This is a genomic window from Bacillus sp. EU52, assembly GCF_037964975.1.
GTDB lineage: Bacteria > Bacillota > Bacilli > Bacillales > Bacillaceae > Bacillus > Bacillus subtilis.
The window spans coordinates 2,881,013-2,894,077 of sequence record NZ_CP150177.1 but is presented as its reverse complement, the minus strand read 5'-3'; the positions used below and the strand labels follow the sequence as shown (position 1 = coordinate 2,894,077).

The 13,065-nt window shown below is 44.3% G+C and carries 11 protein-coding genes and 1 other annotated feature; of the genes, 7 read left to right on the top strand and 4 right to left on the bottom strand.

Annotation, left to right across the window (positions count from 1 at the left end):
- The first annotated feature begins 214 nt into the window (after window positions 1-214).
- The 4 genes from NSU05_RS14870 (at window position 215) to motS (ending at window position 4,170) form a co-directional block, all read left to right on the top strand.
- Window positions 215-1,291 (top strand): bifunctional 3-deoxy-7-phosphoheptulonate synthase/chorismate mutase, encoded by a 1,077-nt coding sequence (locus NSU05_RS14870; protein WP_003223454.1) that lies wholly within the window; start codon window positions 215-217, stop codon window positions 1,289-1,291.
- A gap of 275 nt (window positions 1,292-1,566) precedes the next feature.
- On the top strand, window positions 1,567-2,571 hold the full coding sequence (gene ccpA, locus NSU05_RS14865) for a catabolite control protein A (RefSeq protein ID WP_003229285.1): 1,005 nt from the start codon (window positions 1,567-1,569) through the stop codon (window positions 2,569-2,571).
- A gap of 62 nt (window positions 2,572-2,633) precedes the next feature.
- A complete protein-coding gene (gene motP, locus NSU05_RS14860; protein WP_014477672.1) occupies window positions 2,634-3,452 on the top strand; it encodes a flagellar motor protein MotP in 819 nt (272 codons plus the stop codon).
- Window positions 3,442-4,170: a flagellar motor protein MotS gene (gene motS / locus NSU05_RS14855; protein ID WP_003229290.1), complete on the top strand. Its 729-nt coding sequence runs from the start codon at window positions 3,442-3,444 to the stop codon at window positions 4,168-4,170. Before motP ends, motS begins: the two co-directional genes overlap by 11 nt.
- 10 nt (window positions 4,171-4,180) lie before the next feature.
- On the opposite strand, the gene NSU05_RS14850 is transcribed toward motS, so the two are convergent.
- From NSU05_RS14850 to acuA, 3 genes are read right to left on the bottom strand one after another with little or no spacing between them, the layout of a single operon-like run.
- Complete coding sequence (locus NSU05_RS14850) at window positions 4,181-5,344, bottom strand: acetoin utilization protein AcuC (RefSeq protein WP_015251447.1); 1,164 nt, start codon at window positions 5,342-5,344, stop codon at window positions 4,181-4,183.
- Window positions 5,341-5,985, bottom strand: a complete 645-nt coding sequence (locus NSU05_RS14845; protein WP_003229294.1) for an acetoin utilization AcuB family protein — start codon at window positions 5,983-5,985, stop codon at window positions 5,341-5,343. The genes NSU05_RS14850 and NSU05_RS14845 overlap by 4 nt, the downstream gene beginning before the upstream one ends.
- 26 nt (window positions 5,986-6,011) lie before the next feature.
- Window positions 6,012-6,644, bottom strand: a complete 633-nt coding sequence (gene acuA, locus NSU05_RS14840; protein WP_003229296.1) for an acetoin utilization protein acetyltransferase AcuA — start codon at window positions 6,642-6,644, stop codon at window positions 6,012-6,014.
- A gap of 160 nt (window positions 6,645-6,804) precedes the next feature.
- Between acuA and acsA the strand changes: the two genes are divergently transcribed.
- Window positions 6,805-8,523, top strand: coding sequence for an acetate--CoA ligase (gene acsA, locus NSU05_RS14835; protein ID WP_339204087.1), 1,719 nt, complete (start codon window positions 6,805-6,807; stop codon window positions 8,521-8,523).
- A 54-nt stretch (window positions 8,524-8,577) separates the two neighbouring features.
- Window positions 8,578-8,814: a binding site (T-box leader), on the top strand.
- A gap of 50 nt (window positions 8,815-8,864) precedes the next feature.
- On the top strand, window positions 8,865-10,133 hold the full coding sequence (gene tyrS / locus NSU05_RS14830; protein WP_003229300.1) for a tyrosine--tRNA ligase: 1,269 nt from the start codon (window positions 8,865-8,867) through the stop codon (window positions 10,131-10,133).
- Window positions 10,134-10,403: 270 nt separating this feature from the next.
- On the opposite strand, the gene rpsD is transcribed toward tyrS, so the two are convergent.
- On the bottom strand, window positions 10,404-11,006 hold the full coding sequence (gene rpsD, locus NSU05_RS14825; protein ID WP_003229304.1) for a 30S ribosomal protein S4: 603 nt from the start codon (window positions 11,004-11,006) through the stop codon (window positions 10,404-10,406).
- 294 nt (window positions 11,007-11,300) lie between these two features.
- On the opposite strand from rpsD, the gene NSU05_RS14820 reads away from it, so the two are divergent.
- A complete protein-coding gene (locus NSU05_RS14820) occupies window positions 11,301-13,040 on the top strand; it encodes a diguanylate cyclase (RefSeq protein WP_339204085.1) in 1,740 nt (579 codons plus the stop codon).
- Window positions 13,041-13,065 lie beyond the last annotated feature (25 nt).

The window sequence follows — 13,065 nt, the reverse complement described above, 5'->3', positions numbered from 1 at the left end:
CTGGCGTTTTTTTTTGTAAAAAACCCTTGAACATTGCCCTCACATCATGTAGGATAGCTTCATAGATTACTTTATCACTTAAAAGCGTTTGGGTGATAAAGTAGAGTTTTTATAAAATTTTTTGTATTTCAGTATTTCCATTTGGAATTACTTATAGTAAGATGCATGATAACTACAAAATAAAAAATGAATGTGCAGGGAAAGGATGAAAAAAATGAGCAACACAGAGTTAGAGCTTTTAAGGCAGAAAGCAGACGAATTAAACCTACAAATTTTAAAACTAATCAACGAACGCGGAAATGTTGTAAAAGAGATCGGTAAAGCGAAGGAAGCACAGGGTGTCAACCGATTTGACCCTGTCAGAGAACGCACAATGTTGAACAATATCATTGAAAACAATGACGGGCCGTTCGAAAATTCAACCATCCAGCACATTTTTAAAGAGATATTCAAAGCCGGTTTAGAGCTTCAGGAAGAAGATCACAGCAAAGCGCTGCTTGTCTCCCGCAAGAAAAAACCTGAAGATACAATTGTTGATATCAAAGGCGAAAAAATCGGAGACGGCCAGCAAAGATTCATTGTCGGCCCATGTGCGGTAGAGAGCTATGAGCAGGTAGCTGAAGTCGCTGCAGCTGCGAAAAAACAAGGGATTAAAATTTTGCGCGGTGGAGCCTTTAAGCCTCGTACGAGCCCATACGATTTCCAAGGGCTTGGTGTTGAAGGCCTTCAAATTTTAAAACGTGTAGCGGATGAATTTGATCTGGCGGTTATCAGTGAAATCGTAACTCCGGCTCATATCGAAGAAGCGCTGGACTACATTGATGTCATTCAAATCGGAGCGCGCAATATGCAAAACTTCGAATTGCTGAAAGCGGCCGGCGCCGTGAAAAAGCCAGTGCTTCTGAAGCGCGGTCTTGCTGCAACGATCTCTGAATTCATCAATGCTGCTGAATACATCATGTCACAAGGAAATGACCAAATTATCCTTTGTGAGCGCGGAATCAGAACATATGAAACAGCAACGAGAAACACGCTGGATATTTCAGCTGTGCCGATTTTGAAACAAGAAACGCATTTGCCAGTCTTTGTTGATGTTACGCATTCAACAGGCCGCCGTGACCTCTTGCTTCCGACAGCTAAAGCCGCTTTAGCGATCGGTGCTGATGGCGTAATGGCTGAGGTTCACCCTGATCCGTCAGTCGCACTTTCTGACTCTGCTCAGCAAATGGCGATTCCTGAATTCGAAAAATGGCTGAATGAACTGAAGCCAATGGTGAAAGTCAACGCTTAATTGAACAATCCAAAAGGCCGCGCCTGCGGCCTTTTTTTATGCTTTCTCGTTTATTTAGTTATAAAAACCAAGTATACGTTTTCATCATCTATAAAAACGTGTATAATTTCATGAGAAGTAATTAAATTTGATGAATAATGAAAAATAATGTACACTACTGACTTACGCTTACAAATCATAAACGACATAAATTCGGACATTATGACATTTCTCTACATAAAGTGTTTATGCTATAGATAAGGATAAGTGTATCCAGTAAAAGGAGTGGTTTTAGGATGAGCAATATTACGATCTACGATGTAGCGAGAGAAGCTAATGTAAGCATGGCAACCGTTTCCCGTGTCGTGAACGGCAACCCGAATGTAAAACCGACAACGAGAAAAAAAGTCTTGGAAGCCATTGAACGTCTCGGTTACCGTCCAAACGCGGTGGCAAGAGGGCTGGCAAGTAAAAAAACAACAACTGTAGGTGTCATCATTCCCGATATCTCAAGCATTTTCTATTCAGAGCTTGCGCGCGGAATTGAAGATATCGCGACAATGTATAAATACAATATTATTTTGAGCAACTCTGACCAAAACATGGAGAAAGAGCTGCACTTGTTAAACACAATGCTCGGCAAACAAGTGGACGGCATCGTGTTTATGGGCGGAAACATTACGGACGAGCATGTGGCGGAATTTAAGCGTTCTCCAGTGCCGATTGTACTTGCCGCTTCTGTAGAAGAGCAGGAGGAAACACCGTCAGTCGCTATCGATTACGAACAGGCGATTTATGATGCCGTGAAGCTTTTGGTTGATAAAGGACATACAGACATCGCGTTCGTTTCCGGACCAATGGCAGAACCGATCAACCGTTCGAAAAAACTCCAAGGCTACAAACGTGCGCTTGAAGAAGCGAACCTTCCGTTTAATGAACAATTTGTAGCTGAAGGGGATTACACATATGATTCCGGACTCGAAGCACTGCAGCATCTGATGAGCCTGGATAAAAAGCCGACAGCCATTCTTTCTGCAACTGATGAAATGGCACTCGGCATTATCCATGCCGCTCAGGATCAGGGCTTATCCATTCCGGAGGATCTCGACATTATCGGTTTTGATAATACAAGATTAAGCCTCATGGTTCGTCCTCAGCTTTCAACAGTTGTTCAGCCGACATATGATATCGGCGCCGTTGCGATGAGACTGCTGACGAAGCTCATGAATAAAGAGCCGGTTGAAGAGCATATCGTCGAACTGCCGCACCGTATAGAGCTTAGAAAGTCAACCAAGTCATAAGAAAAACAAAGAGCAAGCTTCACCTTTATGGTGAATTCTTGCTTTTTTCATGGGGAGAAATGATGAAACGTTTTGATTATCTTACACCTGTTGGATTTGTGTTAGGAACGATTATTATTGTTATCGGGATTATTTCAGGATCGGGAGTAAGCGGTTTCCGCTCTTTTCTTGATCTGACCTCTTTCTTCATCGTAACAGGGGGACTTTGCGCCGCTGTTTTTATCAGTTTTCCGCCAAGAGAGCTGAAAAAAGCGCCCTCTGTGTTAAAGCAGGCATTCATCCGCCAGGAAGACAATGTGAAAGATCTTGTGAAAACCTTTGTTTCCCTTTCCGATCACGCGCGAAAACACGGGCTTTTATCATTGGATGATCAGGCTCGGGAAATCAAAGATCCATTCTTGAAAAAAGGGCTGCTTTTAGCCATTGATGGCTGGGATGAAGAAACGATTCGGCTCGTCATGGATTCAGAAATCGCAGCAATGGAGGAACGGCACCGAAAAGGGCGGCGAGTTTTTGAAAAAGCGGGAGAATTCGCTCCGGCGTGGGGAATGATCGGAACACTCGTCGGGCTTGTGCTGATGCTCAAAAACTTAAACGACCCGCATATGCTCGGACCAAACATGGCCATTGCGCTTCTGACGACTTTATATGGTTCATTACTGGCAAATATGGTCTTCAACCCGATCGCGGCTAAGCTTGAAGAGAAAACAGAAAGTGAAATTTTCATCAAGCAGGTAATGGTGGAAGGGATTATCGGTGTTCAATCCGGAAAAAACCCGCGCAACCTTGAAAGCCAGCTGGTCGTTTTCAGCTCACGGGAAGAATGGCAGAAGCAGCCAAAACAAGTAAAAACAAAAAAGGGATCTGTACATGAAGCTTAGAAGAGAACGTTTTGAAAGAAGGAATGGAAGCGGAAAAAACAGTCAATCTTCATCCAGCTGGATGGTAACCTTTACAGATTTGATCACCTTGATCCTTGTGTTCTTTATTTTACTCTTTTCGATGTCCCAAATTGATCTGCAAAAATTTAAAGCGGCAGTGGACTCGATCCAGAAGGAAGGCAACGGGCTTCAGCCGGACCAAACATCCATAGAAAAAAAGAATACATCCCCATCTGATACGAAGAAGCAAGAGGATCAGCAGGATCAGCTTCTCAAGAAAGTAAATACATATATAAAAGACAATCATTTGAAGGCCCAAATGACAGCCAAACGGGATGAACGCGGTGTCGTGCTCGTTCTTCAGGAGGCTGTGCTGTTTGATACAGGTGAGGCAAAGGTGCTGAAAAATGCCGAAACACTTCTTCACCAAATTGCCGTTCTTCTTCAAACCATTCCAAATGACATTCAGGTGGAGGGGCATACAGACAGCCGAAACATTTCGACATACCGATACCCGTCGAACTGGGAGCTATCAGCAGCACGGGCAAGTGGGGTTATTCAATACTTCACGTCTAAAGAGAAGCTTCCCTCCAAGCGCTTTATTGCTGTCGGTTATGCGGATACAAAGCCAGTAAAGGATAACAAGACAAATGAACACATGAAGGAAAATCGGCGTGTGGAAATAGTGATTAAAAAATCAAAAACGACCTCTTCGTAAAGGTCGTTTTTTACTTTGTTCTTTGCTGTTCAGAACGTATCGCATATAATGCTTTGCTGACAGTTTGGGCATTTTTTTCTGTAATTTCAGGCTTGCGGGGAATCGGAGGATATAAATCAGCCGGATCGCTCCAGCTCGACGGAAGGGCCACGGGGCATTGTTTTTGCCATTTAGCAATCCATTCCGGCGGGATCTCGTGACCCGGGTCAATTCCCTTCATTTCAAGCCATATTCTGGCCCAGGCGCGGGGCACGACACGCCAAATATCATATCCGCCGCCTCCGACTGCAATCCATTTCCCTCCGCAATATTGATGAGCCAAAGTATGTGCAAGACGGGGGATTTCTTCGTATATATTGATTGTTGCTGATAAATGCGTCAGCGGGTCGTAGTAATGGGCATCGGCGCCGTTTTGGCTGATAATGACATCGGGCTCGAAATACGCGGCGACTTCTGAAGCTGCTGTCCGGTAAGCCTCAAGAAAAGAATCATCCTCTGTAAAAGCGTCAAGCGGAATATTAAAGGAATAGCCATATCCTTTTCCGCTGCCTTTTTCTTGGATCTGACCGGTTCCAGGGAATAAATACCTTCCTGTTTCATGAATGGACAGCGTGCATACGTCAGGATTATCGTAAAATGTAAATTGCACACCGTCCCCGTGGTGGGCGTCCGTATCAATATAAAGCACTCTGGCGCTATATTTTTTCTGGATATATTGAATAGCCACAGCGCTGTCGTTGTATATGCAGAATCCTGATGCTCTCCCGCGAAAGCCGTGATGAAGCCCTCCGCCAAGGTTTGCCGCATGCAGGGCTTGTCCTGACATGACCCAGTCTGCGGCCGTTAAAGTGCCGCCGACCAAGAGTGATGCCGCTTCGTGCATGCCGGCAAAGACGGGTGTGTCTTCAGTGCCGAGCCCGTAGCTTTCTCCTTCTTCAGCGGGAAGCTTTCCGGCGCCCGCAAGCTTTACGGCCTGAATGTAATCGTCCGTGTGGACAAGGGAAAGCTCCTCTTCTGAAGCGAGTCTGGGGGTGACAATGTCTCCATCATCAAAGGCATTGATCGTCTTAAGCAAATCATATGTTAACAGAACCCGCTGCTGATTAAAGGGATGCTCCTGATGAAACATATAGGTTTGGTAGGATGGAGAATAGATAAATACACTGTCTCTCATAGCAGATCCCTTTGCTCTGACGGCCATACGACGTGGTGTCCATTTCTTTGTAATGCCTGCAAAAACGGCAGCGGATTCATCGTTTTTACACGGAAGACAAGGACTTTTACACCGGGATCGTCATGCGGATAAACAAGCACGCTTAATATTTTGACTTGAAGGTCTTGGCAAAGACTGCTGATCTCAGCGAGGCTTTTGGTGATGTCGTTTACTTTTATCTCAATTTGCGAGCCCGGCTGGTCAGCGCCTGTCAATTTAACAAACGTCCGCAGCAAATCGGTTTTTGTTAAAATGCCTATTAATTTTTGATGGTGTACCACTGGAAGGCAGCCGATGCCATGCTCGTAGAACACGGCTGATATTTCTTCGACAAAATCTAACGGATGGGCGCAGACAACATCCTTTTTCATAATTGAATCTACGCTTCGTGTGAGAAATAGGCTTCGTTTGTTTTCTTCAAAAATACTCGGGCTGGCCTGTTTCATGTCCCTGTCTGTAATCATGCCGATCACGTGTCGTTCTTCATCTACAACAGGCAGATGCCTGATATGGAATTCCTTCAGTTTGCATATTGCTGTTTCAAGCGTATCCGTCTTCGTTAATGTAATGACATCTCTTTTCATGATTTGCTCAACAATCATTATTTTTTCCCCTTTGTCAGTGTCAGTTAATACATATAACGATGATAAAAACGGAGCCTGTCAAATTGCTCAATTGATTCTTGGCTGACGTTTTTTCCAATGCGGGCCATCAGACAGTTTGCAGGGTGGGAGCTGATCTCCGGCTCATCCGTTGCAAACCAGACCAATCCGCCTGCATTCATCATCTTTTCCATGATCTTTCTGTATTCCCACACATCTTTTTTCATCCCTTTTAAATCCCAATGCCAGTAATATTCTGTCGTCATCACAATGTAGTTTTCCATTTGTTCATCCATCATGCTGACGGTCAGGAGCGTCTTTCCGACAGCGCATCCCCGATAGTCCGGCGCTACTTCGATGGCTCCGAGCTCAATCAAATCCTCCATATTTCCTTCAGACCATCTTTCGAGCGGGTCAGGATATAAATACGTGACATAGCCGACAATGGTTCGGCCGTCTCTGGCAATAATAATGCGCCCTTCGGGAAGGCCTGCAATGTCGACTAGCGCTTCATGCTGCTCGCGAGGCGGGCGAAATGCGGTTAAATCTTTATGAAACTCATAACCTGCCAAATCCTCTGGAGAGACAGGCCCTTCTATCAGTAAAGAGCCGGTTGCTGTTTTGATGTTTGCTGAATGGTATGTTTTATGATGTTCCACTAATTCACCGTCCCATCAATTCTTATCAAAAATACATGCCTTCTTTAAGAATACCAAATTATAAAGCGTTTTCAACATGGTTTATATTTTAAAAATTGAGAAGAATATGAATATATACTATAATAATTGTGACAACTTCAGCAAAGGGGGATGTTTGGGCATGAACTTGAAAGCGTTACCAGCAATAGAGGGGGATCATAACTTAAAAAACTATGAAGAAACGTACCGGCATTTTGATTGGGCCGAGGCAGAGAAACATTTCTCTTGGCATGAGACAGGGAAACTGAATGCGGCGTATGAAGCGATTGACCGCCATGCCGAATCGTTTCGAAAAAACAAAGTAGCGCTTTATTATAAAGACGCAAAAAGGGATGAAAAATACACATTTAAAGAAATGAAGGAAGAATCAAACAGAGCCGGGAATGTGCTGAGACGGTATGGAAATGTGGAAAAAGGGGACCGCGTTTTTATTTTTATGCCGAGATCACCCGAGCTTTATTTTATTATGCTTGGCGCAATCAAAATTGGCGCCATCGCCGGGCCGCTGTTCGAAGCATTTATGGAGGGAGCGGTGAAAGACCGGCTTGAAAACAGTGAGGCAAAGGTTGTTGTCACAACGCCTGAGCTGCTGGAGAGAATACCGGTAGACAAACTGCCTCACTTGCAGCATGTCTTCGTAGTCGGGGGAGAGGCTGAGAGCGGCACGAATATCATCAATTATGATGAAGCAGCGAAACAGGAAAGCACAAGATTGGATATCGAATGGATGGATAAAAAAGACGGCTTTCTGCTTCACTATACATCAGGTTCCACTGGTACGCCAAAGGGCGTGTTGCATGTCCATGAAGCGATGATTCAGCAATATCAAACAGGAAAGTGGGTCCTTGATTTAAAGGAAGAAGACATTTATTGGTGCACGGCTGATCCAGGCTGGGTGACAGGTACGGTATACGGCATTTTTGCACCGTGGCTGAACGGAGCGACAAATGTCATCGTCGGCGGACGTTTCAGCCCGGAAAGCTGGTATGGAACGATTGAACAGCTTGGCGTCAATGTCTGGTACAGCGCGCCGACAGCTTTTCGGATGCTGATGGGAGCGGGAGATGAAATGACTGCGAAATATGATCTAACTTCACTCCGGCATGTGCTCAGTGTCGGTGAGCCGCTAAATCCGGAAGTCATCAGATGGGGACATAAAGTTTTTAACAAACGAATCCATGATACCTGGTGGATGACCGAAACGGGCAGTCAGCTCATCTGCAACTATCCTTGCATGGATATTAAACCGGGTTCAATGGGTAAGCCGATTCCAGGAGTGGAGGCAGCGATCGTTGACAATCAAGGCAACGAGCTACCGCCGTACCGAATGGGCAATCTCGCCATCAAAAAGGGCTGGCCTTCCATGATGCATACCATTTGGAATAACCCTGAAAAGTATGAATCGTATTTCATGCCGGGCGGCTGGTATGTGTCTGGGGATTCTGCTTACATGGATGAAGAGGGATACTTTTGGTTCCAAGGCAGAGTTGATGACGTCATCATGACCTCCGGTGAGCGCGTCGGCCCATTTGAAGTGGAAAGCAAGCTTGTCGAACATCCGGCTATTGCAGAAGCAGGCGTTATCGGAAAGCCTGACCCGGTGCGTGGAGAAATCATTAAAGCCTTTATTGCACTCAGGGAAGGATTTGAGCCGTCTGATAAACTGAAAGAAGAGATCCGCCTATTTGTAAAGCAGGGTCTTGCAGCCCATGCGGCTCCGCGTGAGATCGAATTTAAAGATAAGCTTCCGAAAACCAGAAGCGGAAAGATCATGAGGCGCGTGCTGAAGGCATGGGAGCTTAATCTGCCGGCTGGAGATCTGTCAACAATGGAGGATTAAAAGGCGGCGTTGACACAGGATTTTATTTATGTTAAAAATGATATAGCTTCATATGAAAAGGTAAAGATTGAGACAAGTAGAATATCCTTACGTTCCAGAGAGCTGATGGCCGGTGAAAATCAGCACAGACGGATATATCGAATACACTCATGAACCGCTTTTGCAAACAAAGCCGGCCAGGCTTTCAGTAGTGAAAGAACGGACCTGATCCGTTATCAGGCAAAGTGATAAGACGAATGTTTGCATTCTCTTATTAGTAGGGTGGTACCGCGATAATCAATCGTCCCTTCGTGTAAACGAAGGGGCGTTTTTTATTTTAATTAAAAAAGGAGCTTTATCTTATGACTAACTTACTTGAAGACTTATCCTTCCGCGGATTGATTCAGCAAATGACAGATGAAGAAGGGTTAAATAAACAGCTGAATGAAGAAAAAATCCGCTTGTACTCAGGCTTTGACCCTACAGCAGACAGCTTGCATATCGGACACCTGCTGCCTATTTTAACACTTCGCCGTTTTCAGCTTGCAGGGCATCATCCGATTGCGCTTGTGGGCGGCGCGACGGGCCTCATCGGTGATCCAAGCGGAAAAAAAGCAGAGCGTACATTAAACACTGCTGACATCGTATCCGAATGGTCCCAAAAAATCAAAAACCAGCTGTCCAGATTTCTAGATTTTGAAGCAGCAGAAAACCCAGCTGTCATCGCGAACAACTTTGACTGGATCGGCAAAATGAATGTGATCGATTTCCTTCGTGACGTTGGTAAAAATTTCGGCATCAATTACATGCTGGCAAAAGATACGGTCAGCTCAAGAATTGAATCCGGCATCTCGTACACGGAATTCAGCTACATGATTCTTCAATCTTATGATTTCTTAAATCTTTACAGAGACAAAAACTGTAAACTGCAAATCGGCGGAAGCGATCAGTGGGGCAACATCACAGCGGGTCTTGAACTGATCAGAAAATCAGAAGAAGAAGGAGCAAAAGCGTTTGGCCTAACGATTCCGCTTGTCACAAAAGCAGACGGCACGAAGTTCGGAAAAACGGAAGGCGGCGCGATCTGGCTTGATAAAGAAAAAACATCGCCATATGAATTCTATCAATTCTGGATCAACACAGACGACCGTGACGTTGTCAAATACTTGAAATACTTCACGTTCCTTTCAAAAGAGGAAATTGAAGCATACGCTGAAAAAACAGAAACGGCGCCAGAAAAACGTGAAGCGCAAAAACGCCTGGCAGAAGAAGTGACATCACTTGTTCACGGACGCGAGGCGCTGGAGCAAGCCATCAACATCTCCCAAGCGCTGTTCAGCGGCAATATTAAAGAGCTTTCTGCTCAAGACGTAAAAGTAGGCTTTAAAGATGTTCCTTCTATGGAAGTTGACAGCACCCAAGAGCTTTCACTTGTAGATGTGTTGGTGCAATCTAAATTATCTCCTTCTAAACGCCAAGCGCGTGAAGACATCCAAAACGGAGCTGTTTACATTAACGGTGAACGCCAGACGGAAATAAATTATACCCTATCAGGTGAAGACCGCATCGAAAACCAATTTACTGTTCTGCGCCGCGGGAAGAAAAAATACTTCCTTGTGACGTATAAATAAGAAAAAGATCCTTTGCCACTGAAGGCAAAGGATCTTTTTGTTTACCGCATAGGAATGAAAGGAAAAGAGTATATTAGATAGGGCAAACACGACCAATCACCACCTTTTAAATGAAAGGAGCGCTAAAGCGTGAATCTCATGTGTACGATTGCAAAAGAACGGCTGCAGCGGGATCATTGGGAGCAGCAGGCGCAAGATAGTGTTGGCCAGCAAGAGGCGAAAGCCGATAAAAAAACCCCGACCGCATAGCGGCAGGGGTTTTTAAAACGATTAACGAGAGTAGAACTCAACGATAAGCGCTTCGTTAATTTCCGGAGCAAGTTCAGAACGCTCAGGAAGACGAGTGAAAGTACCTTCAAGCTTTTCAGCGTCGAAAGTAAGGTATTCAGGAACGAAGTTGTTCACTTCAACAGATTCTTTGATGATAGAAAGGTTTCTTGATTTTTCGCGAACACCGATTGTTTGACCAGGTTTCACTAGGTAAGACGGGATGTCAACGCGGCTTCCGTCTACAAGAATGTGACCGTGGTTAACCAATTGGCGAGCTTGACGGCGAGTACGTGCTAAACCTAGCTTGTACACAACGTTATCAAGACGAGAATCTAAAAGAATCATGAAGTTTTCACCGTGTTTACCAGCTAGTTTGCCAGCTTTGTCAAACAAAGTGCGGAATTGACGTTCGTTTACACCGTACATGTGACGAAGCTTTTGCTTTTCTTGCAATTGCAAACCGTATTCTGATAATTTTTTACGTTGTCCTGGGCCGTGTGGACCTGGAGCGTAAGGGCGTTTTTCTAATTCTTTTCCTGTACCGCTAAGAGAGATTCCTAGACGGCGGGACAGTTTCCAAGATGGACCTGTATAGCGAGCCATAATGTGACTCCTCCTTTGGTTTTATTTTTGTGGAAAATAAAAACCGTCTGCTCTATTCGACCATGCACATTTTGTTTTCATGTATCCTCGCTCCAGCAGCAGAGAGTTACACGATACACCTTATTGATAAGGAACAAAATGAAAACATAGAAGCTGAACAAAAAGGCTGCAATATTTCACACAAAGGTCATTATATAATTTATTTGTTTTGAAGTCAACCATTCCTCCATTATTGCTTCACCGTTTATGATATAATAAACAAAAATTAGTGGTAAACTTTTAGGTGATAAAAACATGGTAGAACAAACTAAAGATCAATTATCCGCCTTTCATTATCATATGCTCGATTTTTTATTAACCAAATCTGAAAAAGTCACATTCACCGACTCTTTCATATGGCTGACTTCGGCTATTCAAACCTATTTTTCAACCCTTTGTGTTTCGCTTACACCGTCACCATCAGACTTTGTGACAAAACTGGCAGATGGTGAAGCGCGTTTTTCCGCTTCAAAAATAAACGCTTCATGTTATCTGATTGAGGACGGCTCCGGCAGGCGTTTCCATCTTGCGTGCAGGCAGGATGAAGAGATTCCTGAAGGGCTTCCGGACGTGGTTGCTTCATTTTTAAACCAGTCGATGAAACAGGAAAGACTCTATAACAAAACGATCTACCAAAAAAAGATATACAAAATGACAGAGCTGTTCCATTCACTGCTTGATCAGACAGATGTGCTGAAGCAGCTTTTAGAAAGCTTGACAAGCACATTTTCTCTTTTTGAGTTTTCTTTATTTATATCGCACGATCAAGACCAATGTTTAGGGATTCCTGCAAAAGAGCTGTATATGGAAGGGGAAAAATCCGATTCCTTTGCGCTCAAAGTGTATTTGTCCGGAGACATTTTGCGGAAAAATGAATCTGTCGCCTATATTCCGATCAAAGGACAGCAGGGCACATACGGGGTGTTGAAGGCTGAAGGAACGGGTGACAGCTTTCTTACTGATGCCTGCCTTGATGAAATGTCGCTGTTAGCAAACGCCGCGGGAAAAGCGTTTGAAAATGCCCAGCTCTACGAACAATCCAAAGCAAGCATCGCAAATTTGGAATTGATTAATGAAACATCACGACGCCTGAATCAGCGGCTGACATTGACTGATACAATGAATGATCTGGCTGTGAGAATGGCAGAATCGTTTCAGGCAGAAGAAGTGGGATTTTTTCATATAGACCATTTTGAAAACCTAACATTGCTCCCAGGCAGCACAGCATTTTTTAAAGAAGCGAAGCCGTCAGATTTTTATAATGAGCTGAAAGAAAAGCTGTATGAAGGTGAAAAAGGGGTTTTCATCGGGAATGGCCAGTCTGTTTTTGGGAAGGCGGGGTACGGCTCGCTGATGGCTGCTCCGATGATTCAAAACGACCGGCTTTTAGGCTTTGCGGTTTTATTGAAACAGGAGCTGTACGCTTTTACATTTGAAATGTACAAGCTGTTTCAGGCGCTGATTCATCACGCGACACTGGCTGTAACCAATTCAATGCTTCGCGACCGCCTTGAGCATCTCGTGAAAACAGATCAGCTGACTGAACTGTATTCACGAGCGTATTTAGATGAAAAAATTCAATACAGCATGAAAATCCACCAAAAGGGTGTTTTTATTCTTGTTGATATTGATAATTTTAAGAATGTAAATGATACGTACGGCCATCAGACTGGGGACGAGATTTTAATTCAAGTCGCTTCAGTGATTAAAAGCAACATCCGAAAGCATGATGTCGGTGCCCGCTGGGGAGGAGAGGAGCTGGCGATTTATTTGCCAAATGTGCCGGTTGCAGTGGGGAAACGGATTACTGAGCGACTGGTTTACACGGTCAGAAAAAATACGAAACCCGAGGTAACCATTTCCTGCGGTATCTCCTGCTGGACGACAGAAACAAAAAAGTCGCTGAAAGAGCTTGTGCATGAGGCAGATGAAGCGCTCTACAGCGCGAAACGGAGCGGGAAAAACCGCTTGATGATTCATGACTCAATAAAATAAAAAAAGCCCAAAACGATATCAGTTT

Coding starts and splice junctions, on each gene's coding strand:
- acsA (WP_339204087.1), top strand. CDS start 6,805: ATGAACTTGAAAGCGTTACCAGCAATAGAGGGGGATCATAACTTAAAA.
- NSU05_RS14850 (WP_015251447.1), bottom strand. CDS start 5,344: ATGAGAGACAGTGTATTTATCTATTCTCCATCCTACCAAACCTATATG.
- motP (WP_014477672.1), top strand. CDS start 2,634: ATGAAACGTTTTGATTATCTTACACCTGTTGGATTTGTGTTAGGAACG.
- rpsD (WP_003229304.1), bottom strand. CDS start 11,006: ATGGCTCGCTATACAGGTCCATCTTGGAAACTGTCCCGCCGTCTAGGA.
- NSU05_RS14820 (WP_339204085.1), top strand. CDS start 11,301: ATGGTAGAACAAACTAAAGATCAATTATCCGCCTTTCATTATCATATG.
- NSU05_RS14845 (WP_003229294.1), bottom strand. CDS start 5,985: ATGATTGTTGAGCAAATCATGAAAAGAGATGTCATTACATTAACGAAG.
- ccpA (WP_003229285.1), top strand. CDS start 1,567: ATGAGCAATATTACGATCTACGATGTAGCGAGAGAAGCTAATGTAAGC.
- motS (WP_003229290.1), top strand. CDS start 3,442: ATGAAGCTTAGAAGAGAACGTTTTGAAAGAAGGAATGGAAGCGGAAAA.
- NSU05_RS14870 (WP_003223454.1), top strand. CDS start 215: ATGAGCAACACAGAGTTAGAGCTTTTAAGGCAGAAAGCAGACGAATTA.
- tyrS (WP_003229300.1), top strand. CDS start 8,865: ATGACTAACTTACTTGAAGACTTATCCTTCCGCGGATTGATTCAGCAA.